At 55.2% G+C, this 18,012-nt stretch carries 15 protein-coding genes; 10 read left to right on the top strand and 5 right to left on the bottom strand.

Translation table 11 applies throughout. The features are described from left to right. Window positions 1-2 precede the first annotated feature (2 nt). The 4 genes from RR_RS08570 (at window position 3) to RR_RS08555 (ending at window position 5,537) form a co-directional block, all read left to right on the top strand. Window positions 3-3,068, top strand: coding sequence for an FtsX-like permease family protein (locus tag RR_RS08570; RefSeq protein WP_011223391.1), 3,066 nt, complete (start codon window positions 3-5; stop codon window positions 3,066-3,068). A gap of 96 nt (window positions 3,069-3,164) precedes the next feature. After that, complete coding sequence (locus RR_RS08565) at window positions 3,165-3,440, top strand: hypothetical protein (RefSeq protein WP_004961135.1); 276 nt, start codon at window positions 3,165-3,167, stop codon at window positions 3,438-3,440. Continuing rightward, entirely contained in the window at window positions 3,440-4,534 is a 1,095-nt protein-coding gene (locus RR_RS08560) for a DUF4350 domain-containing protein (RefSeq protein ID WP_011223390.1), read from the top strand. The genes RR_RS08565 and RR_RS08560 overlap by 1 nt, the downstream gene beginning before the upstream one ends. Then, window positions 4,527-5,537 (top strand): AAA family ATPase, encoded by a 1,011-nt coding sequence (locus tag RR_RS08555; protein ID WP_011223389.1) that lies wholly within the window; start codon window positions 4,527-4,529, stop codon window positions 5,535-5,537. Before RR_RS08560 ends, RR_RS08555 begins: the two co-directional genes overlap by 8 nt. Window positions 5,538-5,551: 14 nt before the next feature. Here RR_RS08555 and RR_RS08550 read toward each other — a convergent pair whose 3' ends face one another. Genes RR_RS08550 through RR_RS08540 form a run of 3 tightly spaced genes read right to left on the bottom strand, consistent with a single transcriptional unit; the run spans window position 5,552 to window position 8,444 of the window. Beyond that, window positions 5,552-6,505, bottom strand: coding sequence for a hypothetical protein (locus tag RR_RS08550; protein ID WP_011223388.1), 954 nt, complete (start codon window positions 6,503-6,505; stop codon window positions 5,552-5,554). Then, window positions 6,502-7,002, bottom strand: a complete 501-nt coding sequence (locus RR_RS08545) for a hypothetical protein (RefSeq protein WP_011223387.1) — start codon at window positions 7,000-7,002, stop codon at window positions 6,502-6,504. Before RR_RS08545 ends, RR_RS08550 begins: the two co-directional genes overlap by 4 nt. After that, the gene (locus RR_RS08540) at window positions 6,999-8,444 is read right to left on the bottom strand and encodes a DUF58 domain-containing protein (protein ID WP_011223386.1); all 1,446 of its coding nucleotides are present in this window, start codon (window positions 8,442-8,444) and stop codon (window positions 6,999-7,001) included. The genes RR_RS08545 and RR_RS08540 overlap by 4 nt, the downstream gene beginning before the upstream one ends. 226 nt (window positions 8,445-8,670) lie before the next feature. Here RR_RS08540 and RR_RS08535 point away from each other — a divergent pair, with 226 nt between their 5' ends. Beyond that, window positions 8,671-9,657, top strand: coding sequence for a hypothetical protein (locus tag RR_RS08535; RefSeq protein ID WP_011223385.1), 987 nt, complete (start codon window positions 8,671-8,673; stop codon window positions 9,655-9,657). 28 nt (window positions 9,658-9,685) lie between these two features. On the opposite strand, the gene RR_RS08530 is transcribed toward RR_RS08535, so the two are convergent. Beyond that, window positions 9,686-10,675, bottom strand: coding sequence for a glycosyltransferase family 2 protein (locus RR_RS08530; protein WP_232508559.1), 990 nt, complete (start codon window positions 10,673-10,675; stop codon window positions 9,686-9,688). Window positions 10,676-10,796: 121 nt separating this feature from the next. Between RR_RS08530 and RR_RS08525 the strand changes: the two genes are divergently transcribed. Both RR_RS08525 and RR_RS08520 read left to right on the top strand, forming a co-directional pair. Further along, a complete protein-coding gene (locus RR_RS08525) occupies window positions 10,797-11,771 on the top strand; it encodes a glycosyltransferase family 2 protein (protein ID WP_011223383.1) in 975 nt (324 codons plus the stop codon). Between the two features lie 65 nt (window positions 11,772-11,836). Beyond that, on the top strand, window positions 11,837-12,604 hold the full coding sequence (locus RR_RS08520; protein ID WP_011223382.1) for a glycosyltransferase family 2 protein: 768 nt from the start codon (window positions 11,837-11,839) through the stop codon (window positions 12,602-12,604). 39 nt (window positions 12,605-12,643) lie between these two features. Here RR_RS08520 and RR_RS08515 read toward each other — a convergent pair whose 3' ends face one another. Beyond that, window positions 12,644-13,846: a glycosyltransferase family 4 protein gene (locus RR_RS08515; protein WP_049938850.1), complete on the bottom strand. Its 1,203-nt coding sequence runs from the start codon at window positions 13,844-13,846 to the stop codon at window positions 12,644-12,646. Window positions 13,847-14,007: 161 nt separating this feature from the next. On the opposite strand from RR_RS08515, the gene RR_RS08510 reads away from it, so the two are divergent. The 3 genes from RR_RS08510 (at window position 14,008) to RR_RS22035 (ending at window position 17,913) form a co-directional block, all read left to right on the top strand. Next, complete coding sequence (locus RR_RS08510; protein ID WP_011223379.1) at window positions 14,008-15,168, top strand: glycosyltransferase family 4 protein; 1,161 nt, start codon at window positions 14,008-14,010, stop codon at window positions 15,166-15,168. Between the two features lie 136 nt (window positions 15,169-15,304). Further along, window positions 15,305-16,306 (top strand): alpha-1,2-fucosyltransferase, encoded by a 1,002-nt coding sequence (locus RR_RS22040; RefSeq protein ID WP_137440604.1) that lies wholly within the window; start codon window positions 15,305-15,307, stop codon window positions 16,304-16,306. A 77-nt stretch (window positions 16,307-16,383) separates the two neighbouring features. After that, on the top strand, window positions 16,384-17,913 hold the full coding sequence (locus RR_RS22035) for a hypothetical protein (protein WP_011223378.1): 1,530 nt from the start codon (window positions 16,384-16,386) through the stop codon (window positions 17,911-17,913). The last annotated feature ends 99 nt before the right edge of the window (window positions 17,914-18,012 follow it).

Raw genomic sequence — 18,012 nt, 5'->3', positions numbered from 1 at the left:
CGATGGGATACAGAAACGCTCTCCTGTTTCGCTGGTCCAGACGAGATCGGCTCACCGTCGTCGTCGTCGCCGTGACGGCCGCGTTTCTCATCGGCACGGTCTTGCTGTTGTTCACCGCCGTCACGTACTCGGAAACGTTCGCCGAACCGCTTGCGAACTCCGGGACGGTCACTTACCACGACGCGGAACATGGCCCGCCGGAACCCGGTGAGGATGTCACCGTGCTCCCGACAGCGACGGCGACCACAGACGGGACCGACCTTCGTCTCGTCGGCATCCCACCCGATGCGCCCAGAGTGCTCATCGAGGGGTCGGCACAGTGGCAGGAGGGGCGATTACCGACACTTCCTGACGGCGTCGACGGCCGAGGACCGGTCTCCCAGCAACAGACCCGAACGGTCAGCGGGTCGAACAGCACCGTCTCGCTCACGGTCGTGCCACAGCAGCGGGGAACGACGTTCCTCTCGAACCAGTGGTACGCGACGAACGCCTCGACCGCCCAGCGGGTCGGCGTCACCGGCTACTTCGTCATCAACCACAGTCCGAGCGGAACCGGGCTAGGGAGCCTTCCGAGTGAAGGGGCACCGCTTGTCAGCGCGCTCCTGTACGTCCTTGGCGGTCTGGAGCAGGTGCTCTGGGCGCTGGGTATCGCCGCGGCTGCCGGCGGATTGCTGGTTCTCATCGTCGTCTACAACGTCACGCGGATGAGCGTCCGCGACCGACTCGATGCGATACGGGTAATTCGCTCGACCGGCGCGTCGGGGTGGCGTGTGGGGCTTCTGTTTACGCTTCGTGCCGGCCTTCTCGTCACGACCGGCGTCGTGCTGGGCTACGCCGTCGGACTCATCCTTATCAAGGCACTCGTCAACGTCGCGATTTTCGTCGGGCTCCCAATCGCGCTCGATATCACTGTCACCGGCCAGAGCGCTACTGTCGTCGCTGGCGTCGCCGGCATTTTTGTTCTGATGGGGCTGGTTGCCGGCGCGCTCGCGGCCTATCCTGCGGCGACTCGTCCACCGGCCTCTCTCGGAAACCGCCATACTCGGTCTGGCCAGTCCGGGCAGTCGACGCTTGCGACGCTCAGAAGCTGGGTCACACCGACGTTCCTTTCGTGGCGCTCGGTCGTGCCGACGGCGGCGACGCTGACCGTGTTCGGCATCACGTTCCTGCTGGTTGTCTCGCTGGCCGGCCTCGCCTCCCCGCTTGGCGGTGAAGCGGGCGGCACTGGGACCATCACCGAAGCCGGCGCGCCCCACCCGCTGAACAGTCGGCTCGATGCTGAGTACGCCTCCGCCCTGAGTGCCGACGGGACACCGGCCAGCCCGGAGATCATCTACGCTCAGGTTTCGGACGGCCAGCCGTACATGGCTCACGGGGCGAAGTACGATGCGTTCGCGAACGTCACTGGAGCCACGCTGGTCGAAGGCCAGCGACCACAGCGACACGACGAGGCCGTCATCGGGAGCGACCTTGCACAGACGCTCGATGTCGAGGTCGGTGACGAACTGACCGTCAGTGGGAGCGTCAAGCCTGGGGTTCGCCGGGTCACCATCGTCGGACGGTACGACGCCCCCAGAACGCTCGATGACTTGCTCATTCTGCCGCTTGACTCCGCGGCCGACTTGGCGACCGGGCCAGGGCAGGTCCACATGATTCGCGTCAAGGGCCCGGTGTCTGAGATCGACGATGCCGACGGTGTCGCGGCTAACCAGTCGGGCGCTGTCGTGACGGGGTTGTCAGGTCCGAGACGCGTCACAAAAGGTGACACAGTCACCCTCACCATCGCCGTCCGAAACGTCGGCAACGAGCGGGCGGACCGGGAAGTCACAGTCCGGTATCAGGGCGACCGGCGAACAACGACAGTGGCTGTTCCGCCGGGACAGGAGCGGACTGGTACTGTCTCCGTTACCGCGTCGGAGCTGGGGACCGCAAACGCTACTGCCGGGGAGTACACCCACCCAGTGACCGTCGTCTCGCCGAACGCTATCGAGATTCCGAGCCAGTTGCCCTCACAGGCTCCGCCCGGGTCGGGACTCTCCGTCCCTGTCGTCACGAAAACTGGCGAGCGCGTTTCGAACGCCACCGTCACGGTAAACGGCCCGTCGCTCAGAACTGGCTCGAGCGGTGTTGCCGTTGTTCCCCTGCCACGCGAGCCGGGGAACTACACGATAACGGCCCGGTCCGGAAACCAGACGGCGACACACGATATTCAAATCGTCCGTGGAACTGAGCGGGAACTGTACGGGGAGCTGTCGATAGCTCCGTCATCGGGCTCGGTCCTGACGACGCCGACGCTCAGGGTCGGGCTCGCAAACCCATGGCAGGAACCGCTCACGCGCAACGTGGGCGTCATCGGTCCCGGTGTCTCCCGGAACCGGACCGTCTATATGCCGCCCGGAAACGTCACGCAAACGCGGTTCTCCCCGGACGGTGGACGTAGCCAGCCCGGAACGTACACCTATCGAATGACAGTCAACGGGACCACCCTCACCACGGCGGACTACGAGGTGACCGGCGACCGCCGGCTGGCATCTGCGGTGGCAAGCAGCGGGTCGTACGCGTCCGGAACGCCAATCGAGCGCTCCGTCGAGGGCGTGTTCGGGAACGTCCAGTTGATTCTCGGCGTCCTTGTCGTTCTCTCGGCGTTGAGTACCGTCGGCAGTACCACGGCGACGTTCGCACAGGGGGTCCACGCGCGCCGGCAGGCTATCGGCATCCATCGCTCAACCGGCGCGACGCAGTGGCGGGTCCTGCGGACGATTCTGGCCGATATCGCCCGGATAGCGATCCCAGCGACCGGTCTCGCGCTTGGCCTGTCCGTTCTCGCGTTACAGCTGCTGGAGCGGGCTGGCTGGCTCGTCTTCTTCGGCTTCCGTCTTTCCGCGCGGACGCCGCCAGCGATCCTCACAGCGATATTCGTCGGTGGCGTCTCGCTCGCCCTGTTCGGTGCCCTCGTCGCAACGGTGCCGTATCTGACGGCCTCACCGGTCTCGTTGCTCCCGAGTGGTGACCGAACGCGGACGCCCGACGACGAGTCGGTCGACGAAAGACAGCCTAGCGACGACTGACCGAGTCCCTAGCATAGGGATCAGCTTGTCCAGTGGGAATCTGAACCTTGCCCGTCGGTCGGAACTTTGACTGTCTACCGACAAGAACGCCGTATCATGGCGACCCGACAGCGACAGCAGTTCATCTACGGGCATCTCATGTGGGTGCTTGGAACCATCCTCGTGTTGACCCTCCTGGATGCGCTGACACTGGAGCTGTTTTTCGTCGTCTCGCTGATCGGGTTTCTCGTTACTGTCGAACTGGTCGCACCGCAGGCCGTGTCGCCGCGCTGGCGACGGCGGCTCTGGTGGCTCATCGGGCTCGGTCTGGTGGGCTTTGCTTACGTGGTTATCAAACGTATCCTTGCAATTCTCCCGCCGGGGCTGATCTGATGGTATCGGAACCGTCTCCCGACGATTCCTGGCTCCCGTCGCTCACTCTCCCACAGCTACTGCTTGCCACCTACACTGCCCTCACGGTCATCGCGCTCGTCTACGCCGCGAGCACGTCTTCAGCGGCGTTCGGTGCGTATAATTCCCAGTGGGACGGGGCGGGCGAGCTTCGAACTGTCGCAGCTGATGCCGGTGCAAACGTAACCGTCGGAACGAACGTGAGTCAGTATCCGACGAGTGACGCGGACGGAACGGTTGCAGTCGTTCTCTCGCCGGCGGAGCCGTACTCGTCGAGCGAGCGGGCACGAATCGCGGAGTTCGTTCGAAGCGGCGGGACACTCGTCGTTGCCGAGGATTACCGCCCAGAAGGGAATTCCCTGCTCGCTGCCGTCGGTGCTGACGCGCGTTTTGACGGTCGCCCGGTGTACGACAACCGAAATTACTACCGCAACTCCTCGCTCCCGGAAGCGACGCCTGCCGGCGACTATCCGGAGACTGCCGGCGTCGATACTGTCGTCCTCAACTACGGCACGACTGTCAGGGCCGGCAACGCGACGCCACTCGTCAACACCTCCGAATACGCCTATCTCGACACCAACGGTAACGCCAACCTCGACGGTGCGGAGCAGTTAGCATCTCGACCTGTCGTCACGAGCGAATTGGTCGGCGACGGTCGAGTTATCGCCGTCAGTGACCCGAGTCTCTTCGTGAACGCGATGCTCGAACGAGGTGACAACCGACGGTTCGTCCGGAACCTCGTCGCCGATCACGACACGGCCCTGCTGGATTACTCACACGCCAGCAGTATCCCGCCAGTGGCCGCTGCCGTCCTCGCCGTGCAGCGGTCGGACGCGTTGTTACTGTTCTGTGGCGTCGTGCTTGTCGGGGCGCTACTCGCGTACGACCGCCGTCTCGACGAGCCTATTCGGGATCGATTCCGCGAATACAGCGGCCGCGAGCCGGACCCGCACTTGTCCCGAGACGGCGTGGAAAAGTACCTTAGCGGCCGTCACCCGGACTGGGAATCCGCTCAAGTAAAGCGAGTAACGGAAGCCGTTATTAAACAGCGGCCCGACCGTCAACGTAATGACTGATCCGGCGGTACTGTACGACCGTCTCAGAGAGGAGACGGAAACAGTTCTTATCGGTAACGAGCAGATTCTTCGACACATTACTGTCGCAATGCTTACGCGCGGTCACGTGCTTTTAGAGGGGGTTCCCGGTGTCGCAAAAACCACAATTGCCACGCTTATCGCCAACGCGACGGATCTCCAGCACTCTCGGGTCCAGATGACGCCTGACTTGCTCCCTGCAGATATCACCGGAACGACAGTGTATCACCAGCGAAACGGCGAGTTCGAACTGCAGAAAGGCCCGGTGTTTACCAATCTGGTCATCGCTGACGAGATCAACCGCGCCCCGCCGAAAACGCAGAGCGCGCTGCTCGAAGCGATGCAGGAGGGGCAGGTGTCTATCGAAGGGTCGACGCTCGAACTCCCGACGCCGTTTACCGTCGTTGCGACGATGAACCCACTTGAGATGGAAGGGACGTTCAAACTCCCGGAGGCCCAGCGCGACCGATTCCAGATGAAACTCGTCACTGAGATTCCCAACTCAGAGGATGAGCGCGCAATCCTCGACCGGTTCGACGCGAATCCGACGCTTGATGCGGACTCTATCTCGCAGGTCATCTCTCGGGACGAACTTCTGGACGCCCGGACAGTGGTCCCTGGGACACATATCGAAGACAGCATCAAGGAGTACATTCTCGCTATCGTCGGCGCAACGCGGGACCACCGAAACGTCATTCACGGCGCCTCACCGCGGGCGACAATCGATCTGCAGAATACAGCGAAAGCGGTCGCTCGTCTGAACGGCCGTGAGTATGTCATTCCGGACGACGTAAAAGAGATGGCGCTCCCGGTGTTGCGCCATCGTCTCATTATGAACAGCGACGCCGAACTGAGCCAGATCACCGCTGAAGCGGTTATCGAGGAAATCCTCCAGTCGATAACGCCGCCGGGGTCTGACACCGACCACAGTGTGGATGTCGAGACAGCGGTCGGTGACGGCGGGACGAAACGCGACTCCGAATAGCGACCGGACCGCAGTTAGCTGGTTTCCGGGATTGTGGTCGTCGCTTGTTCCGGAGTCGCCGTGCCACTGGACTGCGCCGATGGTTGTTCGAGTGCGTCCCACGACACGGTCACGACGCCGCTGAAGCGCTCGTCATCGCGGGTGTCGACGGTAACCGGTCTGTCAAGGCCCGTGGCAAACCCCACCGCGAGCAGGGACACCACCGGATGATCTAGTCGGTGAATGTCACCGAACGCAGGATTATCGATGGCAATAGAAGCGGTTCGGTTCTCGCCACCGATTTCGATTGTTGTGTCGTCGACGAGTTCGAACTGCTCGGACAGGGCCGCAGTCAGCTGTGTCGCTATTGCATCGGGGTCGTCATCGAGTTCACCCGACAGGGTTCGCTCGAACTCGGTGTATAGCCGGACACCGGTCGGGGGAAGCGATATACCTTGCTCCGCTTCGACGCCCGTGACGAACAGCTCTCCCAACTGCTCCGGGTCGGGAACCGCGTACTCGACGTGCTGGGGGACGAACAGGCGCGCAGCCATCTCCGGGTGGGATGCTGTTGGGACATACACCGTCTCAGTCTGGAGTTCCAGTTCGCTGACAAGGTGCTGCTCGACATCGGCTAGCGTGTCGAACACCGTGTCACCGACCGACGCCGAAACGAATCGCTCGGGAGTGAGATAAAACGTGACGATGCCGGCGAACACACCGGTCCCACCGAACGCGATGAAAATAGTTTGCAGGGCCGGAAAAACGAACGCCGCTATGAGGGAGAGCCCACCGACCGCAAAAAAGCCCAATGCGGTCCGTCTGAACGTTGCCCGCTTTGCATGCGCGTAGGACTCGCGTAACCGGCGGTTCTCCTCTCGCAATACGCCTAGCTCCGCTTCGAGTGTCTGGCGATCCGGTACAACATCCGTTTGCTGGTCGCTGTCATCAGTTGATGCGTCCAGTTGCGAGGGCTCGGGTTGACTCATAGGAATTCACGATCCGAAGCTGCGTCTTCAGTCACGATGTCGAGTTCTAGCAGCAGATAGCGATGGAACAGATAGCCGACGATGGCAATCCCAACGAGGAGGGCGGACCCGGCCCTGAATGGGTCTAGGTTCAAGCGTCCGAGCGACAGCCAGGCGAGACCGCCGAGCAGTGGCACGACAAGCGCCACGAGGCTGCCAGCGACTCGACTGTCGGGTGTCTCAATAGTGACCGAAAGCAATGCGAGGAACAGGCCACCTTCGACAAGGACGAGCGATAGCAGTGACGGTGCACCAACTGCGATGAGTGCTATCTGTCCCAGCACGACCGCGAGAACGACTGTTCCGGACAGATAGAGCCCGCCCAGGACAACACCGACGAGGCCAAGCCATACCGGTCCACCTAGGACGAGCCCGCCTGCCGCGGCGACGATGCCCAGCAGGCCGAGCATGGTCGGCAGTGATTGAAGCGACCGTCCCCTCGCCAGTGCCATACTCATACGGACCCCCGCTGGTCTGTGTTCGCTGGGCTGCCGGACAGAATCGCCGAAATCTGGTCCGGCGACCCAACCTCGTAGGCCGTCACCGAGTCGATTTCGTTCAATTCACGCCGGAACTGGTCGAAGGCCCGATACCGCTCGTAGGCGGTATCGAGGTCCGTGAGGAGGTCCGTATCGAAGGCCACTGACGGCGTGATAAACACGACGACCTCTGTTGCGTTGCGTCTTGCCAGTCCAACTGTGTTCCGCAGTTCGTTCGGGTTGCTGTCGTCTGTACAAATGACCAGCAGGTCCGCGCTGCGTACCTCCTGTGGTGCCGCCTGCAACCCGTTGTACAGTGGCTGGTCGGGAAGGTGTCGCTTTGACCCAGCAGCGCTCCGATACGCGAGCAGCGTCGCTTCTATCGGTGATTGTGTGTCCGCCGCCGGATTTACCATCCCTGTCATCGTTCCGGTGTGCGTCGCTGTCGTGGTGGCTGTCGGCGGCGTCTCAGTTTCGGTGTCGAGGTCACCGATCCGATGCTGACACGACCTGTAAACCTCGGCTCGCGCTACTGGGACTCTCGATTCCGTCACGCCTGCGTCATCGATAGTCACGTACCCTAACGGGTCGCGGGTCGCTTCGGCACGCTGCTGGAACGCCGCTGCGACCGCTTTGAGATGCTCTAGCTTCGTTTCGCCAGGTGCGCCATCGCCCAGCGTTTGACGGTGATCAAGGACGAGGACCACGCTACGGTTACTCTCGGCCTCGTAGTTACGGACGTGTGCCTCGTCCAGTCTGGCAGTCGCCTTCCAGTCGACGTATTTCAGTGCGTCACCCGGAACGTATTTTCGAATTTCCTCGGCTGACAGGCCACCCGTCCGCCCGCGGGCATCGTGCTCCCCGACACCGCGTAGCAGCCGTTTCCCACTCTGGCCAACGTGAATCGGGCCGACCGACGGCGACTCGACTGTTATTTCGGGGCCGGGCCCCGTCGTGAACGACTGGGTAAACAGCCCAGTGCCGTCACTGACCGTCACTGTGGCTCCGGGAACGGTGTAGTTGCCAACAGTCTCCCAGGTGAGCGGGAGTGTCACTGATGACGACTGCATCGACGCACCGAGATCGACATCCGGAGTGGGGCCCGCTTCCATCCGCGCTGCGAGTGGAATCTGTGCTTCGATAGAAAGCGGCAGGTGATCGCCGGCAGCGTTGACCGATGCTTCAACTGTGTAGTTTGTTTCGGCGTCGGTCCGTATTCGGGACCGGTCGAGCGACTGGCTGACAGTGAGTTCGTCCTCGAGCCGTGAAACGCCACGGACGAACGCAAACTGCATTGCGAGCAGCCAGCCTGCGAGCCCGACGGCCCCGACGACTAACAGGGGTGCATCGAGCAGCCCACCACCCACGACGAGACTACCGATAGCAGTGATCGTGAGCCAGAACCGCCGGGTGACACGCATTAGCTTCGGTTACTGAACCGAGCCCATTGAAGATACCGACAGACACAGCCGAGTGCTCGGAGTTCGCATCCCTCATCAATATCGGAATCGATATTGATATTTAGGGGATTATTTACTTAACCCTCAGTCGAAAATTCTGGGACATGACTGGCCCAAGTGCCCTATATCTCGAAATTCGGGAACTTGGGTGAATGTAGCTATCGGAATCAGTATTAATATTACAACTATGTTCACAGACATCTCAGCTGGCGCCCGCCGTCTCGCGGACAACTGGTTCTGTCGCCTGCCGGTGGTTCGCGTCGGTGCTATCGTCCTCGTGACGCTGCTTCTCGCCGGTGTCGTGTTTCCAGCCGTCGGGACGTCGCCGCAGGTGAACACTGCTAGCGGTGGTGGGGCCGACACTCCGGACGTACAGCAGGCACAGGCCGATGCGAACGCCACTGATACGGACGGAGACGGCCTGTCGGATTCGCTAGAGCGGTCCGTTTACGACACTGACCCGACCGACGCAGACACGGACGGCGACGGCTATCCGGACGGCATGGAAGTCCGCTGCGAGCAGGCTATTCCGGATGCAGACCCGCTCCGAACGGACATCTACGTCGAAGTCGATTCCACACAGTCGACGACGCTCAGCGACCCGGTCCGGACATCCATTGTCGAGACGTTTGAGAATGCACCCGTTTCAAACCCTGACGGCTCCACCGGGATCGATATCCATCTCGTCACAGACGATACGAACCTCTCAGCCAACGGGACGGTATACTCGAAATCCCGTGCTGGTGCCGGGAACGACATCTACGACTTCCGGGCAAACCATTCCGAGTACCGTTCTGACGGCTACTACTACGTCCTGCTCACCGACGACGTCGCCTACAACGGAGACGACTACTTCGTCGGCGCGGGCCGACCTGAAATCGCGGCGATGGAGCGGTTCGATTCACCGAAGATCACCGCCTCGCTGTTCATGCACGAGTTCGGGCACGCGATGGGGCTTGACGCCCATCAGGACGGTATCGACGAGGAGCGCTACTCCCAGACAGAATACGACAGCGTGATGAACTACAACGGGCTGTACAGACAACTCTCCTATTCCAACGGCACCGACAGCGTGGGCCGAAACGAGTGGCAGTTCGTTGCCGAGAACCGAACACGGCCCGACATCGACTGCGTCGAGAACGGAACGTGCTCTAGCAGGTGTACGCAGAACTGACTACTCCAGCTAAAGCGACAGTCAACGGTTAGGTGCTGTCTGCTAGCATACTCATGAAGAACGACCCGAACACTGTCTGTAGCCCGAGCACCACGACTGTCGAGGCCAGAAGGGTTGCCGTGGCTGACAGTAACGCCGCTTCGCCGGCGAGCAGCCACTGTCCGAACACGCTCCCGAGGTACAGAACGCCGACTGCAGCCATGAGAATGCCGATGGACGCGCCGTGCTCCAACTGGAACTGCTCCCGTATCATGCCGACAAGCACACCCTCGGGCTTGTTGATCGGGTTCGCAGCGATGGAACTGAACAGCGCCAGCGTCCAGACCTGATACCCGACGATCGCCAGCAACGATCCGCCGACCATCGTCTGTATTCCGAAGTTGACGCCGCCGATCGACAGCCGGGCGATTGACAGCGACATCAACACCGCCCCGACTGAGACTAACAGTAGGGCCGGATACGAGAACAGGTAGTCCGGCGCGTTCACGAGCATGAACCGGACGTGTCGCCAGCCGTCACTGAAGCTATCGAGCGTTTCCTCGCCCTCCCGCTCGTGGTAGATAATCGGGACTTCTTCAATGGTGAGGTCGTTCGCACCGGCCTCCATGATCATCTCGCTGGCGAACTCCATCCCGGTCGTCTCTAGCTCTAGCGTTTCGAGCGCGTCCTTGGTGAACACCCGGAACCCGCTGTGTGCATCGCTCACACCGGCTCCGTAGAACGTGTTCAGGAACCGCGTCAGCAGCGGGTTCCCGACGTATTTGTGGAGTAGCGGCATCGACCCGTCCCGGATCTCCCCCTCCAGCCGGCTTCCCATACAGATGTCCGCGTCGCCGTTCTGGACCGGTTCGAGGAGCTGCGGAATCATCTCGAAACCGTACGTCGTGTCGGCATCGTTATGTACTCTCTCCGTGTCTTGTCGAAACGCGTAGCGATACGCATAGCCATAGCCCGGTTCGTCAGGTGTCACGACTGTCGCGCCCCGCTCGCGTGCTATTTTTATATCTGGATTGTACAAATCCTTCCGATAAGTATAAATAAATTGGCTTTAAGTATTGTTTCATATACATAGGTTTACTCCGTGTCATGTCAAGTATAGGATTACAGCGAAGCCGTAGATTGGGGGGAAATCAACAATAATGCAAGGTGGAATAAGCACGGCCGAAAGTGCGGCGCATGAACAAACTGGAGGCGATAGTTCGTTATCGCCTGAGACGAAATCACCAAGGCTTTCAAACACATTAGTTGCGATTCCAGCCTACAACGAGGAAATTGGCATTGGTAGCACCGTTCTTTCGGTTCAGAAAATAACCAAGAACGTGCTTGTCGTCGATGATGGAAGTTCCGACGCGACGGCTGATATCGCTAGGGAAGCTGGGGCGACAGTCATCGAACACGAACAGAATCAGGGGAAGGGTGGTGCTGTCCAGACTATATTTGACTATGCCGCGGGCTCGGACTACAAGGCGCTGGTGCTCATCGATGGGGATGGCCAACATGTGCCCGAAGAGATACCAGAAGTAGTACATCCCGTCCTCAACGGCCATGCGGAGATGGTAATCGGGAGTCGCTATATCGAATCTGAGACGACGGAAACGCCGCTGTACCGTCGGGTAGGCCAGCAGACGCTAGATTCGCTCACCATCGGATCATCCGGAGAATCCTTGACTGACACACAGAGCGGTTTCCGTGCGTTCTCGGTCGAGGCAGTCGAGAAAATCTCAATTACAACTGATGGTATCGGCGTTGAAAGTGAGATGATAGACCGTGCAAGTGCTGCAGACCTCGAGATCTCTGAAGTTCCGATTGACGTCCGGTATGATGGGGTCGACGGACAGACCTACAACCCACTGCGACACGGGCTTGCTGTCGTAGTGTTCATCCTGCAGTTGGTCCGGGACAAACATCCGCTGGTATTCTTCGGCGCACCGGGAATGCTTCTATTTTTGTTCGGCACATTGTACGGACTTCAGGGTATACTCGTGTATCAAGCTACCGGCGTGTTTTATCCAGCGAAGGTTCTAGTAGCAGGCTTCAGCACGGTGATTGGCGTTCTGGGCGTTTTCGCCGGCTTGATACTGAATCAAATAGCGAACATGATCACTGAAACATAAGTGTAGATGTTCGACAGAATCCAGCTTTGTGCCCGGTATCAGCACCAAAGTAGATTACTCTCAGTATGAAAATCAGTATCATCACTGCAGTATATAATGACCCGCGAGTCGAGCGGTGTCTGGACTCTGTCGCCAGCCAACAGGGCAACTTTGAGGTTGAGCATATTGTCGTCGATAGCGAATCAACGGATGACACTGTCGACGTAATTGAGCAGTATGAAAATCACATAGACTGTCTGATCTCCGAGCCAGACGACGGAATGTACGACGCCATCAACAAGGGCATCGAGGCGGCGACGGGCGATGTCATCGGGCTACTCAACGCGGACGATTACTACCAGGACCAGCGCGTGCTCCACGATGTCGCGAGCCAGCTGGCCGAGACAGGGGCTGACGCCTGTTACGGCGACCTCGTCTACGTCGATGCGGACGACGATGTGGTTCGATACTGGAAAAGCGATGAGTATAGCCGGTACAAGCTTTATTACGGATGGATGCCTCCACATCCAACCTTCTTCGTCAGGCATGAGATCTATGAGAGGCACGGCGGCTTCGACCTCTCGTACGAGATTTCGGCCGACTACGAACTCATGATTCGATTGCTGTTGAATACGGATATCTCGGTGACATACCTCGATCGCGTGCTGGTCAGGATGGAACTGGGCGGCATGAGTAACCAATCAATTGAGAACATGCTAACCGTTATCGAAGACATGTATCGTGGGTGGAAGAAACACAACCGGTTAGGGCGGTTCGTCGCGCCGTTTTTGCATCCGGTTGAGAAGGTGCCACAGTTCATCCGAAGTCCGCCAGGAGAAAAAGAAGGTACTTGAATCTGTCTGGTGAACTGAGGGCGACTTACAAACTGCAAATCAGTTGACTATCCTGTAATATTCTGTCACAGCTGCCTTCGCTACAGCCTCCCAGGAATATCGTTCCTCAACTAACGACTTGCCAGCCCGGCCCATCTCTGTTCTGAGCTGCTCATTCGAGAGCATCCCGTCTACTGCAGCAGCAAACGTTTTCGGCTCTTTAGGGGGAACTAGCCGTCCCACTTGGTCCGGTATCTGTTCCGGCAGTCCACCTACTGTCGTCGAAACAACAGGAGTTCCTGCCGCCATTGCCTCCAACGTTACGAGTGGGAAGACATCGGATCGCGTTGGGAAGACGAACAGATCTGCACGTCGATACAGCGCATCAAGCTCCGCTTGTTCGACGTAACCGCGGTATTCGACATCATCGCTGAGGGTATGAATCTGATCCTTGAAATGTTCATCTCGCATGGGGCCCACTATTATGAGCTTGCAGTCGTGTTCGAGAAGCGAGAATGCTTCCAGTAAGTCGTCTACCCCCTTACTCGCCATTATTCGGCCGACAAAGAGCAGGACCGGTTTGTCCGGTAAGTCCACTTTGGTGTCGACCTCGGGAGCTTCAGGTGAGACGTTTAGATCGACCCCATTCGGAAGTACACTCACAGACTGATCCGAGAACCACTCGGTAATTGTATCTTGATCCCCCTCAGACAGTGCGAATAGATGAGTGGCATTCGACAGGACGTTCTTGTAGGCGCGGAGAAACCCATGATTGAAGACGATACGTTGACCTCTTGACAGGCCAAGTTCCTCTGGAATCTTGGGCACCTTGCTGATGCCGTGGGTTGTGACACAGTACGGTATGCCCTTGATCCGACAGTGAAGTGCTACACTTACCATCCCAGCAAGCGGGACAGGGTTGTGAATGTGGACGAGGTCGTAGTCTGAAAGTGGTTTCGGCGGTGTCAACCGTGTTCCAATGAGGACGTTCCAGATGTTATTCGATGAAGCAAAGATTCGGTTCAGCCCATCTCGAATGAATGTATAGGATGGTATCGACGCGATCGACTCCGAAAGGCCCAAATCGGCGAACAGATCAGCGTCGTCTTTTCCTTCCATCATGACAGTATCCACATTAGCGTGGGCTGCCAGCGCGTCGCCGAACCGGAGTCCGGCCCGCTCTGCACCCCCAACATGTGCCTCTGGTATCGTCACGACGACATTGAGTACGGAAATCCGACCATCGAGCGGTTCAGCTGTCACACGACGAACTATTCCATGGAGGAATAATGAATCTGACCTTCGGAATTTACTCAATCGGCGGCAACTGGCGCTCGCGATCTAAGCAGTAGAATAAGCGAATTCGGAGGTGTTTAATTAGCGTCAGTACTAGGATATCATAGACCACTACCTAGAAATTATATATGAAAGTTGCTCACGTTCTCCATCCATATCAGCCGGACTTAGGATATCAAGAGAACTATCTTCCTGCGAAGCAATGTGAATTAGGCCATGACGCGCGGATATTCACTAGTGACTACGCTCCCGTTTCAGAAGGCGACAACTTACAGTACGAAAGGGGGTATCACGAGTACAAGTCTGTCCCGACGTATCGCTTAAAAACAACACTAAATTTGGATTCGATGGAGAAAGTGTATCTAAAAAAGTTGTTCTCGGCCCTCTCGGATTTCGACCCCGATGTGATTCATGCCCATGGTCTGTACTCCATCACTACCTTCCAGTGTGCCGTGTACGAACTGCTGAACGATGTTGATTTGTTCGTCGATGTTCATGTAGACAACGACAATCTCCACACAGACACCCCAGCGAAAAAGCTACTCTACGGCAGTCACCGCACTCTGGGTGTTCCATTTTTGACTTCCAGAGCGGAGGCCTTCCTTCCTGTAAATCCCCAAGCCGAACACTTCATTGTCGACAAAATGGGGATTTCAGAAGAACACGTCGAGTTCTTGCCTCTTGGGGTTGACACGGATGTGTTCTCGCCACAGGCCGCTCAATCCGATTTCCGAGACGAATTGGGGTACGACTCCGATGAAATGGTAATTATTTCATCGGGCAACCTAAATGAGACGAAAGACCTTGAGGTTCTAATCCATGCGTTCGACCAGGTCAATGATGCTCATCCAGAGGCTCGACTCCTCCTCGTCGGCCCCTGCCCCGAAGAATATAAGCGCTCACTGAAAGAACTAATTTCGAATTTTGGTTTGGAAGACTGTACGCGATTCGAAGGCCGAGTTCCTCATGAAACTCTTGCCGACTACTACCTCGCGGCGGATATCGGTGTCTGGCCCGGAAAGCTTGGGATTACAATCATCGAGGCGATTGGGTGTGGGTTGCCGGTCGTGGTATGTGAGAGTGCTGCGACTTCCTTTCTAGTGGCAAATCATAATGGAATCTCATTTGAGCGGGGAGATATAGATAAATTAGAAACATGCCTCACCCAATACTGTTCGAGCACTGATCTGCAAGAGCGTCACGCAGAAAACGCATTGAAGTATGCATTGGATCAGCTCTCATGGAGTAATATCGCAGAAGGAAGTATAAGATTGTATGAAAACTCATAATAAAGACTCATTAGATATTATTTAAATTATAACTCATACAATTGTAAAATTTTAGTGTTTATTCTTCGTTTTGGGATTGATATTACGGACACAAATACCGGATAATTAATAAGTGGGTCGAAAGAATAATCATTCTGTGACAATTGAGGATGAGAAGCCGGTTCTAATTTACTCGGCAGGGGGTGGACGTTTAGGAAACCAGTTGATTAATTTTTGTAATTTATATTCAATTAGTCAGGAATATGATTTACGAGTCCATTGTCTACCATTCTACGATTACACGTTTGCATTTGAAGAAATTGAGGGCCACGATTCCATTCAGTTAGATTGTGAGGAGCTGTCGACGGTATGGAAAAAATCAATAATAGATCTGTGGAGCGGACGTTTTTCAGATAATGTGATCATAGAAACGATAAGGCCAGCAGTGCTACATACAATTGCAAGAACTTCAAAGAATGCTCAAAGCATTATTGCCGGGGATAGCCATCTACCAATTCCACTGCTAGGAAAGCATTACCCTGAGATTGATTTCACAGAGGAAACGATCATTTCAAAGGTCAAAGATAACCCAATTTCGGTAGTTAGTGGATGGAACGTACGTGCTTGGCCGCTAGTTAAAAAATATAAACAGTTACTGGTTGAAGAATTGCAAATTAACAAAGATTATCGGGACCCTGCGATGTCACATCTGTCTCGCCTACGGGAAGAGCATGACATTATCGTTGGAGTGCATATGAGACAGGGAGATTATCGCACTTGGAGAAATGGGAAATTCTATTTTGATGCCGCTTATTATAATAAATGCATGGAGATAATAGATAAATTCTTTGAAAAAGAGGATGTGGGGTTTCTGGTTGCATCAAATACGTCTCAACAGAATTCTTTTGAGAACGTTTCTTCTCACCTCTCTCTTTGTCAAGAAGATAGTACCTTAAGTTATGTGACCGATTTCGCTGAGCTTTCACTTTGTGACTATGTTCTAGCACCACCAAGTAGCTTCAGTGTATTCGCAGCATTTCTCGGGGATATTCCTGTGATTCCAATCCACTCGGAATTTGAGAATTCACCAGTAGAGATCCTTGAGAAGCCCTTGATAGAGTCGATCGATCACGATATTTTGAGCTACGCAATCAAATGAGATTAGAATATCCCATTGAATACACTTGCTGGCACAGTTTGAGATTGTAATAGAGACAGTATTATTCCAATAAATAGATGAATAAAAAATCGAAGTCAATTATCGTCATAGGCCTTCTCTCTATTTCTGGGCTCATCATGTCTATTAGATTGGGTATTTCGACTATTCCGCTTTTGATTATATATTCAGCGGTATTTGTAGTGGCAACAAGGCAACAAAGCAGTCTATCATCGGTAGTACTATCGATCGCATTTATTATATTTGTGGGTGGTATATTAGCATATCAATCAGGGAATCTGAGGGGTTTTTCAGATGTTTTTCTTCACACCTACGTGGTATCTAGTATAGGTGCCTCAATCAACAGTGTACCCGCAGGGAATGTTTCACTAGGGTACCCTGGTCTCTACATTTTCACAGTGATACTACAGAGGATTCTCAATATAGGGATTGTCTCAGTAGCTAGACTTGTTCCTCTTTTCTCAGTAGTAATTTTTGGGTTGTGCTATATCGTCTTTGCAGATTCATATCTACTGAAAACAAAGTTTTCTGCTGTAGCAGCAGTATTATTTGTAACGAATTGGGGAATTTTTCGTTTTGCTACAGAGTACCGGACACTTTCAGTAGCACTTATTGGTACTATTTGTCTGCTTATACTACTGACCCGATCCAGATCATTTAATAAAGAGCAGATGATCATTTTAGGGATTTTATTCTCAGCTTTAGTAATCATCACTCACTTTGCGACATCAGTCTTCACTCTGATTATTATTTTCTCCGTGTTTTCTTCTGAATATGTAATTGATAAAACCCACTTCGCTGAGCGCGATATCAAAATCGGCGGATTGTGGCTTATTTTGGTATTGTATATTGTGATTCTATATGCGGTATCGGTCTACGCTTTTGATACGTTTAGTGCTTTTGTCTCTACAGTATCATCGCAGATAGGATTCGTAATTTATGATATTGCGTCGCTTGTGACGACAACAGAACAGACGACTCCTGATGCTAGTCCAGAAGGTTTGGTTGGACTAACTTATGGATTCTTACTATTTGTATCACAATGGTTGATAAGATTGATATATATGTTTACTTTTTTTGCTCTTCTTATACAAATACATCGTAAACAGAAAATAAAGTGGATCCAATTGGTGTTTATTACTATCCCCATTGGGCTGCTACTGTTTATTCCGTTATTCCTCGGAAGTACAATTAGCCCTTCAAGAATATTCACATTTTTTGCAATACCATATGGTATCATTATGTCATATGGGTTGAAATCACTGGCGAGTACAAATAAATTGAATCGGATAGCTATGGTAATAATGTTTGCTCTTGTAGCACTGGTCTTATTGACTAATTTTATGAAACTACCACATTCCACTATTGGACCGACATTTCCCATCAGGGGATCTGAACCTGTCGATCAACTAGTTCAGCCCTGGTTAGTTTCGCACGGTGACATAGCCATTCGAAACTTCTTAGGAGCTGGTAATATGGAAAACCTTGATAAGCTATCTGTGAGCCCTGAATACGTATTTAACAAGCAAATGGGTACGGACGGTCGAGATATAATTTACTCTAATGGAAACAGATATATACTTAAGTAATATAACACTTCAATATATGAAACGCATCGGTTTACCCCCAGAACGACTTCGGTACTCTCTCGTAGATTGCCCTTGACCTGCCAGCAGGTCAATGCAGGC

It is taken from the genome of Haloarcula marismortui ATCC 43049 (genome assembly GCF_000011085.1).
GTDB lineage: Archaea > Halobacteriota > Halobacteria > Halobacteriales > Haloarculaceae > Haloarcula > Haloarcula marismortui.
The sequence above is the reverse complement of the archived record's forward strand: the minus strand, read 5'-3'. Positions and strand labels throughout refer to the sequence as shown.

Bases quoted from the DNA above. Each gene is read 5' to 3' on its own strand.
- RR_RS08560 (WP_011223390.1), top strand. From the start codon at position 3,440: ATGGTATCGGAACCGTCTCCCGACGATTCCTGGCTCCCGTCGCTCACT.
- RR_RS08540 (WP_011223386.1), bottom strand. From the start codon at position 8,444: ATGCGTGTCACCCGGCGGTTCTGGCTCACGATCACTGCTATCGGTAGT.
- RR_RS08545 (WP_011223387.1), bottom strand. From the start codon at position 7,002: ATGAGTATGGCACTGGCGAGGGGACGGTCGCTTCAATCACTGCCGACC.
- RR_RS08570 (WP_011223391.1), top strand. From the start codon at position 3: ATGGGATACAGAAACGCTCTCCTGTTTCGCTGGTCCAGACGAGATCGG.
- RR_RS08525 (WP_011223383.1), top strand. From the start codon at position 10,797: ATGCAAGGTGGAATAAGCACGGCCGAAAGTGCGGCGCATGAACAAACT.
- RR_RS08565 (WP_004961135.1), top strand. From the start codon at position 3,165: ATGGCGACCCGACAGCGACAGCAGTTCATCTACGGGCATCTCATGTGG.
- RR_RS22035 (WP_011223378.1), top strand. From the start codon at position 16,384: ATGAATAAAAAATCGAAGTCAATTATCGTCATAGGCCTTCTCTCTATT.
- RR_RS08555 (WP_011223389.1), top strand. From the start codon at position 4,527: ATGACTGATCCGGCGGTACTGTACGACCGTCTCAGAGAGGAGACGGAA.
- RR_RS08520 (WP_011223382.1), top strand. From the start codon at position 11,837: ATGAAAATCAGTATCATCACTGCAGTATATAATGACCCGCGAGTCGAG.
- RR_RS08535 (WP_011223385.1), top strand. From the start codon at position 8,671: ATGTTCACAGACATCTCAGCTGGCGCCCGCCGTCTCGCGGACAACTGG.
- RR_RS08550 (WP_011223388.1), bottom strand. From the start codon at position 6,505: ATGAGTCAACCCGAGCCCTCGCAACTGGACGCATCAACTGATGACAGC.
- RR_RS08510 (WP_011223379.1), top strand. From the start codon at position 14,008: ATGAAAGTTGCTCACGTTCTCCATCCATATCAGCCGGACTTAGGATAT.